Origin of the sequence: Pseudomonas thermotolerans DSM 14292, from assembly GCF_000364625.1 — a bacterium.
Lineage (GTDB): Bacteria > Pseudomonadota > Gammaproteobacteria > Pseudomonadales > Pseudomonadaceae > Aquipseudomonas > Aquipseudomonas thermotolerans.
In genome coordinates this window covers 56,366-74,371 of the sequence record NZ_KB822605.1, presented here as the reverse complement: position 1 = coordinate 74,371, position 18,006 = coordinate 56,366, and the positions used below count along the sequence as shown (strand labels likewise).

The window sequence follows — 18,006 nt, the reverse complement described above, 5'->3', positions numbered from 1 at the left end:
GAAGCGTAGATCAGATTCCTGATGGACGAAGTCCTCGCAATTGATCCCAGTTGCAATTCAGGGTGTTGATCGTGGCTCTGTTCTCCCGGAGCACCACGTCCAGTGCCGCTAGATTCTTCACGACGTTGTGCGAGCTCATGATCTGGGTGTTCTGCATCAGTGCACCCGCACCGATCTTGTGAATGGCAGAACCCTGGCCGTTGTTGGCCTGGATGGTGATCTGCAGAGCATTGTTCCCGGGCGTCACCTGCACCGAGCCGGCACCGTTGCTGGAAGTGATCTGGGAGGTCAGCGGCTTGCCCGAAGTGTTCAGGGCCGGAGCGGTGTTGCCGTACTTGACGTTCAGGGCGATGCGGTTCTCGGCCGTGTTGTGGTCGCCGGCGGCACGGATGCTCTGCGAGGCGCCGTCGACCCTGGTCAGGCCGGCACCGCCGGTGATGGTGCCCTGCGGCAGGCTTTCGGGAAGGCCGCCATAACCCGCATCATCGTTCAGGGTGCTGACCCGGAACACCGGACGGTACATGCCGTGCTGGGCCTGCATGTCGACCTTGGCACCAATCATCTGGCCCTGGGCGTTTTGCCAACTGCTGACCATGGTGAAACCGAAGTGGACGACCCGTCCCGGCATAACGAAGCGACCGCGCAATTGCGACAGCTCCTTGTCACTGAGTTCCTCGGGGTTGAGAACCGAGGCTCCCTGGACAGGTAGACTGACGGCGAGTGCGATCGCTGTCAGCAGCATATAGTTTTTCATGTTCCCTCCTGGGCATCCTGGCCCTTCAGATCTACTACCTGCACGGTTAGAAGAAGTCGCTCTGGATGAACCCGTACTCCATCAGTTCGGCGTCCTGGACCGGCCTGAAGGCATTGATGCGGTCCTTGGCCGTCAGGGGCTCGGGCGGCGAGAGCAGGGCATTGGTCCTGTCGTAGCCGGGGCCGATCACCGCCAGGACGATGTTGTTCCAGCCCCTGCTGAATTCCTCTAGCGTGTAGCGTTTGTGGCCGAGGACTGGATCGCCGATGTACACCCAGCCGCGCTCGGCGCGCTGCATCACCACGAAATGCTTGTAGCCGCGCACGTCGAGAAGCACGATGACCGGCACCTTGAGCTGCTGCAGGGCCTCGACGCTGATCCGGTAGCCACGGGCGCGCATGCCGATGTTCTGCACGTAGCGCTTCATGTCGAGCATGGAAAAACCCTGGCTTTGCACCAGTTCGGGGTCTGCGCCGGCCAGCATGCCCTCGATGACGAAGTCCTCGTCGACGTCGAGGTTGTAGGCTTCGCGCAGGATGGTGGCGAGGGCTGCCGCACCACAGCTGAAGTCGGTCTTCTGCTCGACCAGGTTGCTGAAGCGGCGTTCGCGGATGCTTTCCACCGGTTTGAAGGCAAGCATGCCGCCTTGCAGGACGGCAAAGGGCACCTGTGCGGCCAGCACGCTACCCTGCAACAGGCAGCCTGCGAGCCCGGCGATTATCCAGCGCATGGCGATGTTCCTTCGCAGGGAAAAGGAGGGGTCCGCTGGAACCCCTCCCCAAACTACACAGCTAGAACGACAGTTTGTTTCCCTGCGGTATCACTTTGGGCAAGCGTTACAACCAGCAGCGATCGACAGCGAGTTGATCTGCTGGTTGTGGCTGCCCGCTGCGATGTTCGCACCGACGTTGCCGGAGCTGTTGTTCAGCGAGTTGCTCAGACTGGCGTTGTTGACCACGGCCTGGTGAACGGTGGCGCCCACCGGAACCCAGCCGGAGGCTACGCCACCCAAGGCGATGGCGCCGGCTTCCACGAATCCGAACGGATCCGGATCGTACTTGGACTTGATGGTGTCGCTCTTGCGGCCATCCTCGATCTTGTACGGCTCTTCGTCGTGGATCACGCCGACACCGCCACCGACATAGCCACCACCCAGGGCTACGCCCAGTACCACGGGTTTGTACTCGGCCTTGAGATTGGCTTCGTTGAATACCTGAGCGCCACCAAGGGACTGGGTAGCTCCGGCATAGGCTTCGACGTAACGCCCGCCGGAAACGGCTGCGGTCATGGCGTTTTTCTGCTGGATGTAGTTGCCGGCCGCCAGGTTGATGCCGATGTTGCCCGAGGCACCATTGGCGACGCCGTTACCCGTGGCATTGTTCTGGGTGGAGAAGTTCTTCACCGTGTTGCCATGGTTGTTCTGGGTAACGTTCACGCTGGCAACTGCAGTACCGAAGATGAATGCTTCATCCGCGGTGGCCAGAGCCGCTTCATTGGCCTGCTGGTTGACGTTGCCGCCTGCCAGGTTGACGCCGAGGTTGCCCGCGCTGCCATTGCCGACGTTGTCGGCGTTGGCAGTGTTCTTGGTTGCTTCGTTATTGACGAAGTTGCCGCTCATGTCCTGGTTATTCCTGACTTCCGCCTTCGCTCCGGCATCCCAGGTGAGGTACGGATCGTGGGGTCTACGGTCCCGGCTATCTGCCCATGCCCCGGCTGCCATTGTGGCTGCAATGGCGAATACCAGAGGTTTCATTGCCATCGATGCTCTCATGGTGTTTCTCCTTGCCAATTACGTGTTGACGTCACGAGTTATTAGGGTCAATCCGCGACCCTGATGCTGAAGGTGTTGACCGTTCGGTTTCCCACCCCTGCACTCTGGTTCAGCTGTACGACACCACTACTGCCTGCGAATGCACGGTCGTCGGTATTGACGATCCGCCTGCCGGCCTCCGATCCAGCCGGACCCGAGCTCTTCGGCAACGCCACGCTCTGCTGAGCGAGGACGCTGTCATCCAGACTTTCCCCGCGGGTGCTGATACTCGTGCGGAAAGCGTTGATCTGTTGGTTGCCTACTCCAGCGGACTGGTTGACGCCCAGCACGCCCGCTCCCCGGCTGAAGGCACTGCCGTTGATGGAGGCGGTGGCATCGAGCGGGACGGCGGGCAGCTCAGCGTTGTTGCTCTGGCGATAGCGGAGCTTGGCGCCGGCCTGCTCGCCGATCGCCAGGGCCCGACCGTTGATCTGCTGATGCAGGTCGCCGGCGGCCTGGTTGATCGACATCACGCCGCTGTAGCCGCTGCCGCTGGCGGTCAGGCTGGCGGTGTTTTGCGAATGCAGGCCGTCGGCCAACGCCAGCGCAGGTAGCGCGACCCCCAGAAGGAGTGCCAGGCGTTTCATGTCAGCGCCCTCCGGTGAGCGCCTGCAGCGGGGCTAGGCCCTGCTTCACGGCGCTATTGACCTGATTGGCGATGGCATTGCCACTGGCGCCCGGAGCGGACCCGCCGCCAGCCCCAGGCAACGACTGGCTTGACCCCGCATTCAGGCCGGGGATGTGGCCGCCGGGCATGATGTGGCGGGTCAGGGTGGAGCCGGAGGTGACCTGGGCGAAGTCGCCGTCATCCAGCTCGGTGGTGCTCATCAGGCCTTGGACCTGGGGGGAGATGTTCGGATTGACGGTGATTGGATTGGGATCCGGCACCATGGTCGGCCGGGTGGCCATGCGCGGCTGCACGGTACGCTGCAGCACTATGGTGCCGTCTCCTGCGGCCTGCGGAAGGTCCACAGGAAGCATGGAAAGGCCAGCCACGGCGATGAACGAAAACGCGGCGAAGCGAATGTAACGATCCATGGCAGTAGTCCTTATTCCTTGTCAGGCCTTGGGCCCGGTGCTCGTTGCACCTGAGGCAGGACTTGTGCCGTTTTGAAAATCCTTTGGCCAATCAATGACTTGGCGGGGATTTTAAGAGGCGGAGGGTGCCATCTGTCTCATTTCTGAAACATTCCAGAGGCCGTCCGGAGCCGCGAAAACCGCCGCAAGTCCGGTGCTAGGCGGCCTGAAGCCGAATTCAGCGCCTGTAACCAAACTGATACAGCTTCCGCTCAAGCCCCGACGCCGGCGGATTCCAGGGGCTCCACGCCTGCCGAGTGTTGCGGGAGCAAGACAGTGCGCCCCCTGCCGGGCTCTGGTAGCATTCCGTCCCTTCGACGCGGGCACCAGGGGCCTAGAGGCTCCTGACGCGCCCTCGGATTCCAGGGAGCCGGCATTCGCCAGGGCGGGTCTGCCGTCCGCTGGCAACCCTCTACTCATTCGCATCCATTCATAGGCAACGGCGCACCGGCGCGTCGCACACGGGGGATTTACATGGACTTCTGGGTTAACGCTCAGGCGATGATTCTGGGCATCGTCGAGGGATTGACGGAGTTCCTGCCCATTTCCAGCACTGGCCACCAGATCATCGTCGCGGACCTGCTCGGCTTCGGCGGCGAGCGTGCCATCGCCTTCAACATCATCATCCAGCTGGCCGCCATCCTCGCGGTGGTCTGGGAGTACCGCGGCAAGATCCTCGACGTGACCCTCGGCCTGCCCAGGGAACGTCAGGCCCAGCGCTTCACCGCCAATCTGCTGATCGCCTTCTGCCCGGCGCTGGTCCTTGGCGTGCTGTTCGCCGACCTGATCCACGAATACCTGTTCAACCCCATCACCGTGGCCGCAGCGCTGCTGGTCGGCGGAGTGATCATGCTATGGGCGGAACGCCGTCAGCATCGGGTGCATACCGAGACGGTGGACGACATGAACTGGACCTCGGCGCTGAAGATCGGCTTCGCCCAGTGCCTGGCGATGATCCCCGGCACCTCGCGTTCCGGCGCGACCATCATCGGCGGCCTGCTGTTCGGCCTGTCGCGCAAGGCCGCCACCGAGTTCTCCTTCTTCCTGGCCATGCCCACCATGGTGGGCGCGGCGGTGTACTCCGGCTACAAGTACCGCGAGCTGTTCCAGCCCGAGGACCTGCCGGTGTTCGCCGTGGGCTTCGTGACCTCCTTCATCTTCGCCATGATCGCCGTGCGCGGCCTGCTCAAGTTCATCGGCAGCCACAGCTACGCGGCCTTCGCCTGGTACCGGATCGGCTTCGGCATCCTGATCCTGCTCACCTGGCAGTTCGGCTGGATCGACTGGTCCACCGCCCAGGGCTGATCGTCCGGCACGGGGAGCGCAGCGGGCATCCTGCGCTGTCTAGCCCACATCGTCCAGCAGCAGCCCCGGCTGACGGCGTTTCGGTAGCCTGCGCACCACCAATTGGTGGGAACGAATCAGCAGCCTGCGCAGTTCCTCGTCGCCCATGGTGAAGGGCGGATCCATGCAGATCCAGTGCGCCCGCGCCAGGTAGGGCGCCGGATGGATACCGGGGCGATCCACGTAGCCGAGGAACAACTCCGCATCGACCTTGAACGCCAGGCTGCCGTCGTACAGGTCCAGAATCGCGAACATCTTGTTGCCGGCCACCGAGAACACCCGGTTGCGCACCCACTTGACCTCTTCCTGGGTACCGGGCAGCTGCAGGCAGAAGGCGGCGACCTCATCGGCGGTCATCAGGCACTCCTTCTCCTAACGTCGGTTCAGGGCCAGGCCCAGGCTCAGCAGCATGCCGGCGGCGGACAGCAGGGCGGCGACCAGAAAGGCCGCCGGATAGCCGTGCTGGCCGATCACCAGGCCCATCAGCGGGCCGGCGGCACCCAGGGCCAGGTCGAAAAACACCGCATAGGCCCCCAGGCCGGCGCTGCGGTTGCTGGCCGGGATGCGGCCGATGACCTCCATGCCCAGCGCCGGATAGACCAGCGACAGGCCGAAGCCAGCCAGTCCCGATCCGAGCAGGGCCAGAGCCGGCGAGGCGGTCAGCCAGAGCAGCAGCAGCCCTAGGGCCTCGATGCCCAGGCAGGCGATGGCCACGTTATAGCCGCCCAGGCGGTTGATGCTGTTGATGAACAGCAGCCGGGCGACGATGAAGGCCGCGCCGAAGGCGGTCAGGCAGTAGGCCGCGCCGCTCCAGCCTCGGCTGGCGAAGAACAGGGTGATGAAGGTGGTCAGGGTGCCGTAGCCGATGGAGCCGAGCGCCAGGCCCAGGCCACAGGGGGTGACCTGCCAGAGCACAGAAACGAACGGCAGTCGCTCGCCGGCAATCACCGCCGGCGCCGGCTTCGGCCAGAGCAGCAGCAGGCCCAGCCCGGCAAGCAGGGCCAGGGCCGCGCCTATTGCCCAGACGCCGAGCAGCTCGGCCAGGCCGACGCCCAGGGGCGCGCCTATGCCCAGCGCCGCGTAGGCGGCGATACCGTTCCAGGAGATCACCCGCGCGGTGTTGTCGGCGCCGACCCGGTCGATGCCCCAGGCGATGGCGCTGATGCCGATGATGCTCAGCGCCGCGCCGAGCACCAGACGCCCGGCGAGGAGGACCACCAGGCTGGGCAATGGCCAGTGCTGCAGCAGCGGGGAGAGCAGGGTCAGCATGCCGCTGATGGCGATGCCGAGCAGTCCGTAGTGGACCCCCGGCTTGCAGCCGAAGGTATCGGCCAGGCGGCCGGCCAGCGGGCGGAAGAGCAGGGTGGCGAAATACTGCAGGCCGATCGCCAGGCCGGCGACCACGCTGCTGAAGCCCAGGTCGTGATGCACGTAGCCGGGCAACACCGCCAGGGGAATGCCGGCGCACAGGTAGCCGAGAAAGGAAAAGAGCACGACGGCGAGGATGCGCAGGGTGACCGCCGTGGAATGGGCTGTGGATGCGTCTGGGTTGGCCATCTCGAAGCGTCGGGAGCCAGGAGGAGGCGCCATCATCGCCGTTGCCTGCGGGAAAGAAAAGCGGGCGGACCGGAGCGCGGCGGCTCGTCCGGTCCGCCCAAGGAACGCTCAGTCCCGTAGCTCGGGCAGGTCGCGGTACAGCTCCAGGGCCTCGGGGTTGGCCAGCGCATCGGTGTTCTTCACCGGCCGGCCGTGCACCACGTTTCGCACCGCGAGTTCGACGATCTTGCCGCTGATGGTGCGCGGGATGTCGGCGATCTGGACGATCTTCGCCGGCACGTGGCGCGGGGTGGTGTTGGCACGGATCACCTGGCGGATCCGTTCGCGCAGCGCGTCGTCGAGGGTCAGGCCCTCGCGCAGGCGGACGAACAGCACCACGCGCACGTCATCCTGCCAGTCCTGGCCGATGGCGATGGACTCCAGCACCTCCTCGATCTTCTCTACCTGGCGGTAGATCTCCGCGGTGCCGATGCGCACCCCACCAGGGTTGAGCACCGCATCGGAGCGGCCGTGGATCACCAGCCCGCCGTGCTCGGTTTCCTCTGCGTAGTCGCCGTGGGCCCAGACGCCGGGGAAGTTCTCGAAGTAGGCGGCGTGGAACTTGGCGCCGTCCGGGTCGTTCCAGAAGCCCACCGGCATCGAGGGGAAATGCCGGGTGCAGACCAACTCGCCCTTCTCGCCGCGCAGCGGCTTGCCGTTCTCGTCCCAGACCTGCACGTCCATGCCCAGGCCCTTGCACTGCAGCTCGCCGCGCCACACCGGCAGCACCGGGTTACCGAGAGCGAAGCAGGAAACGATGTCGGTGCCGCCGGAGATGGAGGACAGGCAGAGGTCGGGCTTGAAGGCGCGGTATACGTAATCGAAGCTCTCGTGGGCCAGCGGCGAGCCGGTGGAGAGCACCGCCTTGAGGCGTTCCAGGCGGTGGCTGCGGTTCGGTTCCACGCCGGCCTTTTCCAGGCTGGCCAGGTACTTGGCGCTGGTGCCGAAAATGCTGATCTCCTCGGCGTCGATCAGGTCGATCAGGCGCTCCGGCCCGGGATGGAATGGCGAGCCGTCGTAGAGCACCAGGGTGGCGCCCAGGGCCAGGCCGGAGACCAGCCAGTTCCACATCATCCAGCCGCAGGTGGTGTAGTAGAACAGCGTGTCGGAGGCCGACAGATCGGTGTGCAGGCCCAGCTCCTTGACGTGCTGCAGCAGGGTGCCACCGACGCCGTGAACGATGCACTTGGGCACCCCGGTGGTGCCGCTGGAGTAGAGGATGTACAGCGGCTGCTCGAAGGCCACAGGGACGAACTCAGGCTCGCCGCCGGGGCGGTAGAAGTCGCGCCACAGGCTGACCTTCGCAGTGCATCGGTAGTCGGTGGGGCGTGCCTCGGGACGCGCGTAGGGCACCACCACGAGCTGCTGCAGGGAGGGCAGGCGTTCGAGGATCTCGTTGAGCTTGGCGGTCAGATCGATGTTCTTGCCGGCGTAGCGGTAGCCGGCGGCGGCGATCAGCACCTTGGGCTCGATCTGCCCGAAGCGGTCGATCACCCCCTGGGTGCCGAAGTCCGGCGAGCAGCTCGACCAGGTGGCGCCCAGACTGCTGGTGGCGAGCATGCCCACCACGGTCTGCCAGGTGTTGGGCATGAAGGCCGCGACACGGTCGCCGATGCCCACGCCCGCCTCACGCAGGCTGCGCTGCAGGCCGGCGACCTGGGCGGCCAGCTCGGCGTAGGTCAGCTGTTCGCGGCTGCCGTCCTCGGCCACGGCCACCAGCGCGGGATGCCCGTCGCGGCGGCGCAGCAGGTGCTCGGCGAAGTTCAGGGTGGCACCGGGGAACCAGCGTGCGCTGGGCATCGCCGGGCCTTCCTCCAGCACGGCGTGCGGCGCGCTGTGGAAACGCAGGTCGAAGAACTCGGCCACGGCCGGCCAGAAGTCCTCGCGGCGTTCCACGCTCCAGGCGTGCAGGGCCGGGTAGTCGGCCAGCTGCAGCCCGTGGCGATCGTTGACGAACCGCCGGAAGGCATCCATCCGGCTGGCGGCGATGCGTTGCGGGGAGGGACTCCAGAGTGGTCGGGACATACGGGAGGCTCCGGTGTTTCTTGTTATCGATCAGTACAGCAGAGGGAGCGTCGCCCGCAGGCTCAGGCCGCGCACTCCGGGTTCCGGGCCCGGGCGACCCGCGAGCCGCTGGCGCGACCCAGCACCCGGCAGATGCGCTGGCCGGCGGCGATCAGACGGTCGAGGTCGATGCCGGTGTCGATGCCCAGACCGTCGAGCAGGTAGACCACGTCTTCGCTGGCCACGTTGCCGGTGGCGCCCTTGGCGTAGGGGCAGCCGCCGAGGCCGGCCACCGAGCTGTCGAACACCGCGATGCCTTCCAGCAGGCTCGCGTAGATGTTGGCCAAGGCCTGCCCGTAGGTGTCGTGGAAGTGCCCGGCGAGCCTCTCCCGTGGCACGTCACGGCCGACCACCTCGAACAGGCGGCGGGCCGCGCCGGCGGTGCCGACGCCGATGGTGTCGCCCAAGGACACCTCGTAGCACCCCATGGCGTAGAGTTCCCGGGCCACGGCGGCGACCTGCTCGGTCTTCACCTTGCCCTCGTAGGGGCAGCCGAGCACGCAGGACACGTAGCCGCGCACCCGCACGCCATGGGCTTTGGCGGCCTCCATCACCGGCACGAAGCGCGCCAGGCTCTCGGCGATGGAGCAGTTGATGTTCTTCTGCGAGAAGGACTCGGAGGCGGCCGCGAACACCGCGACTTCCTCGACCCGGGACTCGAGCGCCGCCTCGAAGCCCTTGAGGTTGGGCGTCAGCGCCGCGTAGGTGACGCCCGGCTTGCGCTGGATGCGGGCGAACACCTCGGCGCTGCCGGCCATCTGCGGTACCCACTTGGGCGACACGAAGCTGCCGACCTCGACGTAGCCGAGCCCGGCGGCGGACAGGTCGTCCACCAGGCGGACCTTGTCGTCCACGCTGATCGGCTGTTTCTCGTTCTGCAGGCCGTCGCGCGGGCCGACTTCTACCAGGCGGACGTGTTTGGGCAGGTTCATGGCATTCCTCACGAATGGGTTCGTTGGGGCAGGGCAGAGGGCCCTCACCCTAATCCTCTCCCGAGGGAGAGGGAATAGCGGATTCAGGCCTCTTCCAGCTCCACTAGCGTGGTACCCTCGCTGACCTGCTCACCCTCGGCGCAGAACAGCGCCTTGACCACCCCGGCCTGGGGCGCGCGGATGCTGTGCTCCATCTTCATCGCCTCCACGACCACCAGAGCGGTGCCGGCCTCGACCCGCTGCCCGGCCTCCACCAGCACGCGGACGATGCTGCCGCTCATGGGCGCGGTCAGGCCGCCTTGGTGGCCGTGGCTGGCCTCCACCGCGGCGATGGGGTCGAAGCGGCTGACGGCCTGCAGCTCGCCCTGCCATTCCAGGTACAGGGTCGTGCCGCGGCGGATCGCCGGCAGGCGGTACTGGACCTGGGTGTCGCCCTCCTGTCGGGGGCAAACCAGGTTTTCGCCCTGCAGCTGGTTGCGGCCGCTGGGGCGCACCTTGCGCTCGCTACCGTTGCATACCAAGTGCAGCTCGGTTTCCGCGCCTAGGCCAGCGCGCCAGCCGTTGCGCGCGCTCCACGGCGAATGGGGATCGTCGGCGCGGCACATGGACGCCTCGCTCTGGATGAAGGCGTCGGCGGCGGCCTGCCAGAAAGCTTCTGGCAGCTGGCCGGGTAGCGGCAGCAGAACCGCCTGGTGGCGGGAAATGAAGCCGGTGTCCAGTTCCGCGGAGGCGAACGCCGGATGGGCCAGCACGCGGCGCAGGAAGGCCAGGTTGGTCTTCACCCCGCCGACCAGGGTTTCGTCGAGCATGGCCAGCAGGCGCTGGCGGGCCTCCTCGCGGGTCTCGCCCCAGGCGATCAGCTTGCCGAGCATGGGGTCGTAGAAGGGCGAGACCAGGTCGCCCTCGCTGACCCCGCTGTCCACCCGGCGGCCCGGGCCGGGGGCCGGTTCGCGGTACAGCTCGAGGGTGCCGGTGGCGGGCAGGAAGTCGTTGTCCGGGTCCTCCGCGTAGAGACGCACCTCAATGGCGTGGCCGTGCAGCGGTACCTGCTCCTGGGTGATCGGCAGGGGTTCGCCGCGGGCCACTCGGATCTGCCAGGCGACCAGGTCGAGGCCGGTGATCGCTTCGGTGACCGGGTGCTCCACCTGCAGGCGGGTGTTCATCTCCATGAAGTAGAAGTCGCCGCGCTCGTCGAGCAGGAACTCCACGGTGCCGGCGCCGACGTAGCCGATGGCCTGGGCCGCCTTGACCGCCGCCTCGCCCATGGCGCGGCGCAGTTCCGGGCTCAGGCCGGGAGCGGGAGCTTCCTCGACCACCTTCTGGTGGCGCCGCTGGATGGAGCAGTCGCGCTCGTTGAGGTACAGACAGTTGCCGTGGCGGTCGGCGAACACCTGGATCTCCACGTGACGCGGCTTGAGGAGGTACTTCTCGATCAGCATGCGCGCATCGCCGAACGCCGCCTGGGCTTCGCGCTGGGCGGAGGCCAGGGCTTCGGCCAGGTCGGCCTCGCGTTCCACCACCTTCATGCCCTTGCCGCCACCGCCGGCGGCGGCCTTGAGGAGTACCGGGTAGCCGATACGCTCGGCGGCGGCACGGAAGGTCGCCAGGTCCTGGGCCTCGCCGTGATAACCGGGCACCAGGGGCACGCCGGCTTCTTCCATCAGCGCCTTGGCCGCGGACTTGCTGCCCATCGCCTCGATGGCCGATGCGGGCGGGCCGAGGAAGATCAGCCCGGCGTCCTCCACGGCACGGGCGAAGCCGGCGTTCTCGGAGAGGAAGCCGTAGCCGGGATGGATGGCCTGGGCGCCGCTGGCCCTGGCGGCGGCGATCAGCTTGTCCACCAGCAGGTAGCTTTCCGCCGGCTTGGCGCCGCCGAGGTCCACGGCTAGGTCGGCTTCGCGCACGTGGCGGGCGGCGCGGTCGATGGCGCTGTGCACGGCGACGGTCTTCAGACCCAGGGCCTTGGCGGTGCGCATCACCCGGCAGGCGATTTCGCCACGGTTGGCGACGAGGAGGGTGGTGATCATGGGGCTGGGCTCCAGGAATTTTGCTGTTGTTCTTGTTCTGCTCCGCGGCCCGGCATCAGCTGGGCCGCAGGCTGAGGCTCATTGCTGCCAGGCCGGCTTGCGCTTCTCCAAGAAGGCGCGCAGACCTTCCTGGCCTTCCGGACTGATGCGGATGCGGGCGATGGCGCTTTCTGTGTAGCGACGCAGCGCCGGGGTCAGTTCGCCGCCACCGATCTCGTGGAACAGCGCCTTGCAGGCCACCATGGCGGCTGGGCCGTTGAGCAGCAGGTTGGTGATCCAGGCCTCGGCCTGGGCGTCCAGCTCCTCGACCGGGTAGGCCTCGCAGAGCAGACCGAGCTGTACCGCACGCTCGGCGCCGAAGCGCTCGGCAGTCAGCGCGTAGCGGCTGGCGGCGCGCTGGCCGATGGCCTTGACGACGAAGGGCCCGATGGTCGCCGGCACCAGGCCGATGCGCACCTCGGAGAGGCTGAACTGGGCGTCGGCGGCGCCGATCGCCAGGTCGCAGCAGCTGACCAGCCCCAGACCGCCGGCAAAGGCTGCACCCTGCACCACGGCGAGGGTGGGGACCTTCAGGTGGTAGAGGTTGTGGAGCAACTCGGCGAGCAGCCGGGCGTCCTCCAGGTTGCCGTTGTAGTCCAGCTCGGCGGCCTGCTGCATCCAGGCCAGGTCGCCGCCGGCGCAGAAGTGCCTGCCGCGGCCGCGGAGGACCAGCAGGCGGATCGCCTTGTCGTCGGTGACCGTATCCAGGGCGGCGATCAGCTCGCGGATGGTCTCGGCGTTGAAGGCGTTGTTCTTCTCCGGGCGGTTGAGCCAGAGGGTGGCGACGCCGCGCTGGTCTTTCTCGAGTTGGATGGTGGTGAAGTCGCTCATGAATGTTCCTTGCAGCGGCAGGGGCGGGTGGCAGGCAGCGCGTGCCGGCCGTCCGGGCCTGCGGTCTTACATGCGGAAGACCCCGAAGCGGGTTGCCTCGATGGGCGCGTTCAAGCTGGCTGACAGCGCCAGGGCCAGCACCTCGCGGGTCTGCGCCGGGTCGATCACGCCGTCGTCCCACAGCCGGGCGCTGGAGTAGTAGGGATGCCCCTGGCGCTCGTACTGGTCGAGGATCGGCTGCTTGATCTTCGCTTCTTCTTCGGCGGATAGCACCTGGCCGGCGCGCTCGGCCTGCTCGCGCTTGACCTGGGCGAGCACCCCGGCGGCCTGTTCACCGCCCATCACGGCGATCCGCGCGTTGGGCCACATCCACAGGAAGCGTGGGTCGTAGGCGCGGCCACACATGCCGTAGTTGCCGGCGCCGAAGCTGCCGCCGATGATCACCGTGAACTTCGGCACCCTGGCACAGGCCACCGCGGTGACCAGCTTGGCGCCGTGCTTGGCGATGCCGCCCTCTTCGTATTTCTTGCCGACCATGAAGCCGGTGATGTTCTGCAGGAACAACAGCGGAATGCCGCGCTGGCAGGCCAGCTCGATGAAATGCGCGCCTTTCTGCGCAGATTCGGCGAAGAGGATGCCGTTGTTGGCGATGATCCCGATGGGATAGCCGTGCAGGTGGGCGAAGCCGCACACCAGGGTGGGGCCGAACAGCGCCTTGAACTCGTCGAAGGCCGAGTCGTCGACCAGCCGGGCAATCACCTCGCGCACGTCGAAGGGCTGCTTGCTGTCGCTGGGGATCACCCCGTACAGCTCCTCGGCGGCATAGCGCGGGGCGATGGGCTGGCGGCACTGCAGCTGGCCGAGCTTGCGCCAGTTGAGGTTGGCCACGCAGCGGCGCGCCAGGGCCAGGGCGTGCTCGTCGTTCTCCGCGTAGTGGTCGGCCACCCCGCTGGTCCGGCAGTGCACGTCGGCGCCGCCGAGATCCTCGGCGCTGACCACTTCACCGGTGGCGGCGCGCACCAGGGGCGGGCCGGCGAGGAAGATGGTGGCCTGGTTGCGGACCATGATGGTTTCGTCGCTCATCGCCGGCACATAGGCCCCGCCGGCGGTGCAGGAGCCCATGACCACAGCGATCTGCGGAATGCCCATGGCGCTCATGTTGGCCTGGTTGAAGAAGATCCGTCCGAAGTGCTCGCGGTCCGGGAACACTTCGTCCTGGCGCGGCAGGTTGGCGCCGCCGGAGTCCACCAGGTAGATGCACGGCAGGCGGTTCTCCCGGGCGATGGCCTGGGCGCGCAGGTGCTTCTTGACGGTCAGCGGGTAGTAGCTGCCGCCTTTCACCGTGGCGTCGTTGGCGACGATCATGCACTCGACGCCTTCGATCCGACCGATGCCGGCGATCATCCCGGCGGCGGGTACGTCCTCGCCGTACACCTCATGGGCAGCCAGCTGGCCGATTTCCAGGAACGGCGAACCGGGGTCGAGCAGGCGGTTGATGCGTTCCCGGGGCAGCAGCTTGCCCCGCGATACGTGGCGTTCCTGGGCCTTGGCGCCGCCGCCTTCGTGAACGCGGGCGAGTAGGGCGCGCAGGTCCTCGACCTGGGCGCGCATGGCCGCGCTGTTGGCGATGAACTCCGGCGAACGGGTATTGATCTGGGTATGCAGGATGGCCATTTGGCGCACTCCGGATTGCAGACTTTGGCCCCCCTCTCCTCCGCGCGGGGAGAGGGGACTTTCCCCATGGCTAAGGGCTACTTGGTCTCGTTGAACAGCTCGCGGCCGATCAGCATGCGGCGGATCTCGCTGGTGCCGGCACCGATCTCGTAGAGCTTGGCGTCGCGCAGCAGGCGGCCGGTGGGGAACTCGTTGATGTAGCCGTTGCCGCCGAGAATCTGGATGGCGTCCAGGGCCATCTGGGTGGCACGCTCGGCGGTGTAGAGGATCACCCCGGCGGCGTCCTTGCGGGTGGTCTCGCCACGGTCGCAGGCCTGGGCCACAGCGTACAGGTAGGCGCGGCTAGCGTTCAGTTGGGTGTACATGTCGGCCACCTTGCCCTGGATCAGCTGGAATTCGCCGATGCTCTGGCCGAACTGCTTGCGGTCGTGGATGTAGGGGACAATCACGTCCATGCAGGCCTGCATGATGCCCACCGGGCCGCCAGAGAGCACCACGCGCTCGTAGTCCAGGCCGCTCATCAGTACCCGCACGCCGCCGTTGACCTGGCCCAGGACGTTCTCTTCCGGGACTTCCACGTCGTCGAAGAACAGCTGGCAAGTGTTGGAGCCGCGCATGCCCAGCTTGTCGAACTTCTCGCTGCGGCTGAAACCCTTCCAGTCGCGTTCGACGATGAACGCGGTGATGCCGTGGGGGCCCTTCTCCGGCTCGGTCTTGGCGTAAATCACGTAGGTGTTGGCGTCCGGGCCGTTGGTGATCCAGGTCTTGCTGCCGTTGAGCACGTAGCGGTCACCTTTCTTCTCGGCACGCAGCTTCATGGAAACCACGTCGGAGCCAGCGTTCGGCTCGCTCATCGCCAGGGCGCCGACGTGTTCGCCGCTGATCAGCTTGGGCAGGTACCTGGCCTTCTGCTCGGCGGTGCCGTTGCGGCGGATCTGGTTGACGCACAGGTTGGAGTGGGCGCCGTAGGAGAGGGCCACGGAGGCCGAGCCGCGACTGATCTCCTCCATGGCTACCACGTGGGCCAGGTAGCCCAGGTTGGCGCCGCCGTATTCTTCCTCGACGGTGATGCCGAGCAGGCCCATGTCGCCGAACTTGCGCCACATGTCCATGGGGAACTGGTTGCTGCTGTCGATCTCGGCGGCGCGCGGCGCCAGTTCGGAGGCCACGAAGGCGCGGACCTGCTCGCGCAGCATGTCGATGGTTTCGCCGAGGGCGAAGTTGAGGCTCGGATAGCTCATGGGGTCACCTGTGGGTCTTGTTCTTGTCGAAGTCGGGGATGCTGGCAGCAGGCACTGGCCTGCCGGTCAGGTCTGGCTTTCGGTTTCCGCGAGGGCAGTACGGCAGCGCTCCTCGGCGGTATCCAGCTCCAGCTGCATCTGGCGGATGTCCAGCAGTTGCTGCTCGAGCTGGGCGCGGCGTGCCTGGATTTTCTCCAGGAAGGTCTCCAACTGCTTGCGGTTGCCGCTGCTCGGGTCGTAGAGGTCGATCAGCTCCTTGCATTCGGCCAGCGAGAAGCCAAGGCGCTTGCCGCGCAGGATCAGCTTGAGGGTCACCAGGTCCTTGGGTCGGTAGATGCGCTCCTGGCCGCGGCGTTCGGGGCTGAGCATGCCCTGTTCCTCGTAGAAGCGGATGGCACGGGTGGTGACATCCAGTTCGCGAGCAAGGTCGGAAATGCTGTAGGTGATGGAGGGCATGGGCAGATCCCGTTTCGTTTACCTTTACGTTAACGTAAACCTGTGCCAATCTCCCTGTCAACAATCTCCATCGTCGCGTTCGGAGCGCCGATGGCCGCCGGCCTGGACTCTTGCCGATTCTTGCCTTTACGGGCGGCGGCAAGGGGTGTAGACATGCAGGCTGTCACTCTTCCTTCCGCGTACCCCAGGCGGCCATGCCGGCCGCTCTGGATCGCGGGTCGCCGGGAGCGATGCATGGTGCCGCAGACTCGAACAACAAACGACGACTTTCTTTCCTTCGCCCGTCAGGTGCGTCTTCGCCTGCGCAGCGAAGGCCGGCTACCGCGCGGGGTGCTGCGCGAGGAGATCGACGCCTCCTGGCGACGCAGCCTGCAGCACGGCCTGGACTGTCTGGACAGCGCTAGCGAGGGGCCGGACGGCCGGGCCGACCTGGAGTCCCTGCTGGCCCGCAACCGCGCGCTGATCGACGCCACCGCCCCGGAGCTCGAATACCTGGCTCGCCAGCACGCGCAGGACGGCATCATCATCCTCGGCGACGCCGAGGCCAACGTGCTGATCGTCGAAGGGCGCACCGACTCCCTGTCCGATCTCGGCCTGCGCGACCTGCGTCCCGGCAGTTGCTGGAGCGAGGCGCGGCGCGGCACCAATGCCCTGGGCACCGCCCTGGTGGACGTGCGCCCGACGTTGATCAACCAGGGCGAGCACTACCTGGAACGGCTTAGCCGCTTCTCCTGCACCTCGGTGCCGATCAAGGACCCGCAGGGCCGGGTGATCGGCGTGCTCGACCTGACCCGCGACGAGCTGATGACCCGGCCCGGCGACTGTCTCACCGCGCTGATGCTCGCCGCCAGCAACATCGAGGGCCGCCTGTTCGCCGCCCAGTACCCCGAGCACATAGTGCTGGCCTTCCATAACCGTCCGCAGTACCTCGGTTCCGCCTGGCACGGCCTCCTGGCCCTGAGCCTCGATGGCGAGGTGCTGGCCGCCAACGAACAGGCCTGCGGCCTGCTGCAGCTGAGCCGCGAGGCGCTGGTCGGTCGGCGCAGCAGCGACCTGCTCGGCAGCCGTTCCCAACAGTTCATTGCCCGCCTGCTGCAGGGCGGGGTAAGTAGCGTGCAGACCCTCAAGGGCGACTTCTACTTCCGCGTCCTGCAGGTGCCGCGGCATGCCGCCCTGAGCCACGGTGCCAGCCTGCCGCCACGTCGTCCGATGGCCAGGAGCGAGCCGCTGGAAGCCCTGGCCGGCAACGATCCGCGTCTGGCCCGCGCCCTGCGCATGGCCAGCCAGGGTCTGGACAGCGACCTGCCGATCCTGCTGCTCGGCGAGACCGGTACCGGCAAGGAAGTGGTGGCCCGCGCCCTGCACGAGGCCAGCCGGCGCGCCGACAAACCTTTCGTGGCGGTCAACTGCGCGGCCATTCCCGAGGGGCTGATCGAGTCCGAGCTGTTCGGCTACCGTGAGGGCGCCTTCACCGGCTCGCGCAAGGGCGGCATGGTCGGCCGGCTGATGCAGGCCCACGGCGGCACCTTGTTCCTCGACGAGATCGGCGACATGCCCATGGCCCTGCAGGCGCGACTGCTGCGCGTGCTGCAGGAGCGCAAGGTGTCGCCGCTAGGCGCCGGCGAGGAACAGGACATCGACGTGGCGGTGATCTGTGCCACCCATCGGGACCTCAAGCTTCTGGTCCGCGACAAGCAGTTCCGTGAGGACCTCTACTACCGAATCAACGGCATCAGCCTGCGCCTGCCGGCGCTGCGCGAGCGCAACGACCTGGCGGCGCTGATCGACCGGCTGCTGCACAAGCTGGGCGCCAGCGAGGTCAGCCTGGACCGCGACCTCATGGAACTGTTCGGCAACTACGACTGGCCGGGCAACATCCGCCAGCTGGAGATGGTCCTGCGCTCGGCCCTGGCCATGCGCGAGCCCGGCGAGACGGTGCTCGGCCTGGACCACCTGACCGACAGCCTGCTGGACGACCTCACCGTCAGCTGCCGGCAGCCGGGGAGCATCCGCGAGACCGAGCTGGAGCTGATCCGCAGCGCCCTGGAACGCCACCAGGGCAACGTCTCGGCGGCCGCCGACGCGCTGGGCATCAGCCGTGCGACCCTGTACCGCAAGCTCAAGCAGTTGCGGGGTTGAGATGGCCGGACACACTGGTGGC

The 18,006-nt window shown here is 66.9% G+C and carries 16 protein-coding genes; 2 read left to right on the top strand and 14 right to left on the bottom strand.

All coding sequences use genetic code 11. The features are described 5' to 3' along the window. Nucleotides 1-10: 10 nt before the first annotated feature. The 5 genes from H165_RS0107180 to H165_RS0107160 all read right to left on the bottom strand — a co-directional run bounded on the left by H165_RS0107180 (nt 11) and on the right by H165_RS0107160 (nt 3,602). Entirely contained in the window at nt 11-754 is a 744-nt protein-coding gene (locus H165_RS0107180; RefSeq protein ID WP_051414687.1) for a hypothetical protein, read from the bottom strand. Nucleotides 755-800: 46 nt separating this feature from the next. Beyond that, nucleotides 801-1,484, bottom strand: a complete 684-nt coding sequence (locus H165_RS0107175) for a C39 family peptidase (RefSeq protein ID WP_017938240.1) — start codon at nt 1,482-1,484, stop codon at nt 801-803. 90 nt (nt 1,485-1,574) lie between these two features. Next, complete coding sequence (locus H165_RS0107170; protein ID WP_231492912.1) at nt 1,575-2,525, bottom strand: heme utilization protein; 951 nt, start codon at nt 2,523-2,525, stop codon at nt 1,575-1,577. Nucleotides 2,526-2,572: 47 nt separating this feature from the next. Continuing rightward, nucleotides 2,573-3,151, bottom strand: coding sequence for a hypothetical protein (locus H165_RS0107165; RefSeq protein ID WP_017938238.1), 579 nt, complete (start codon nt 3,149-3,151; stop codon nt 2,573-2,575). 1 nt (nt 3,152) lies between these two features. Then, nucleotides 3,153-3,602, bottom strand: coding sequence for a hypothetical protein (locus H165_RS0107160; protein WP_017938237.1), 450 nt, complete (start codon nt 3,600-3,602; stop codon nt 3,153-3,155). A 513-nt stretch (nt 3,603-4,115) separates the two neighbouring features. Between H165_RS0107160 and H165_RS0107155 the strand changes: the two genes are divergently transcribed. Next, the gene (locus tag H165_RS0107155; protein WP_017938236.1) at nt 4,116-4,946 is read left to right on the top strand and encodes an undecaprenyl-diphosphate phosphatase; all 831 of its coding nucleotides are present in this window, start codon (nt 4,116-4,118) and stop codon (nt 4,944-4,946) included. Nucleotides 4,947-4,985: 39 nt separating this feature from the next. Here the strand turns inward: H165_RS0107155 and H165_RS0107150 are convergent, their stop codons facing one another. From H165_RS0107150 to H165_RS0107110, 9 genes are all read right to left on the bottom strand, one after another. Further along, complete coding sequence (locus H165_RS0107150; protein ID WP_017938235.1) at nt 4,986-5,342, bottom strand: MmcQ/YjbR family DNA-binding protein; 357 nt, start codon at nt 5,340-5,342, stop codon at nt 4,986-4,988. 15 nt (nt 5,343-5,357) lie between these two features. Beyond that, a complete protein-coding gene (locus H165_RS0107145; RefSeq protein WP_017938234.1) occupies nt 5,358-6,542 on the bottom strand; it encodes an MFS transporter in 1,185 nt (394 codons plus the stop codon). A gap of 108 nt (nt 6,543-6,650) precedes the next feature. Beyond that, the gene (locus tag H165_RS0107140; protein ID WP_026146427.1) at nt 6,651-8,606 is read right to left on the bottom strand and encodes an acetoacetate--CoA ligase; all 1,956 of its coding nucleotides are present in this window, start codon (nt 8,604-8,606) and stop codon (nt 6,651-6,653) included. Between the two features lie 62 nt (nt 8,607-8,668). Next, on the bottom strand, nt 8,669-9,577 hold the full coding sequence (locus H165_RS0107135; protein WP_017938232.1) for a hydroxymethylglutaryl-CoA lyase: 909 nt from the start codon (nt 9,575-9,577) through the stop codon (nt 8,669-8,671). 83 nt (nt 9,578-9,660) lie between these two features. Continuing rightward, entirely contained in the window at nt 9,661-11,604 is a 1,944-nt protein-coding gene (locus H165_RS0107130) for an acetyl/propionyl/methylcrotonyl-CoA carboxylase subunit alpha (protein ID WP_017938231.1), read from the bottom strand. A gap of 78 nt (nt 11,605-11,682) precedes the next feature. Continuing rightward, nucleotides 11,683-12,474 carry a gamma-carboxygeranoyl-CoA hydratase gene (locus H165_RS0107125; protein WP_017938230.1) on the bottom strand — a complete coding sequence of 264 codons (792 nt, stop codon included), beginning with the start codon at nt 12,472-12,474 and terminating at the stop codon, nt 11,683-11,685. Nucleotides 12,475-12,540: 66 nt separating this feature from the next. After that, nucleotides 12,541-14,148, bottom strand: coding sequence for a carboxyl transferase domain-containing protein (locus tag H165_RS0107120; protein WP_017938229.1), 1,608 nt, complete (start codon nt 14,146-14,148; stop codon nt 12,541-12,543). Nucleotides 14,149-14,225: 77 nt separating this feature from the next. Further along, nucleotides 14,226-15,389, bottom strand: a complete 1,164-nt coding sequence (locus tag H165_RS0107115) for an isovaleryl-CoA dehydrogenase (RefSeq protein ID WP_017938228.1) — start codon at nt 15,387-15,389, stop codon at nt 14,226-14,228. Nucleotides 15,390-15,455: 66 nt separating this feature from the next. After that, nucleotides 15,456-15,845 (bottom strand): MerR family transcriptional regulator, encoded by a 390-nt coding sequence (locus tag H165_RS0107110; RefSeq protein WP_017938227.1) that lies wholly within the window; start codon nt 15,843-15,845, stop codon nt 15,456-15,458. Nucleotides 15,846-16,079: 234 nt separating this feature from the next. Between H165_RS0107110 and H165_RS0107105 the strand changes: the two genes are divergently transcribed. Continuing rightward, complete coding sequence (locus tag H165_RS0107105) at nt 16,080-17,984, top strand: sigma-54-dependent Fis family transcriptional regulator (protein WP_017938226.1); 1,905 nt, start codon at nt 16,080-16,082, stop codon at nt 17,982-17,984. The last annotated feature ends 22 nt before the right edge of the window (nt 17,985-18,006 follow it).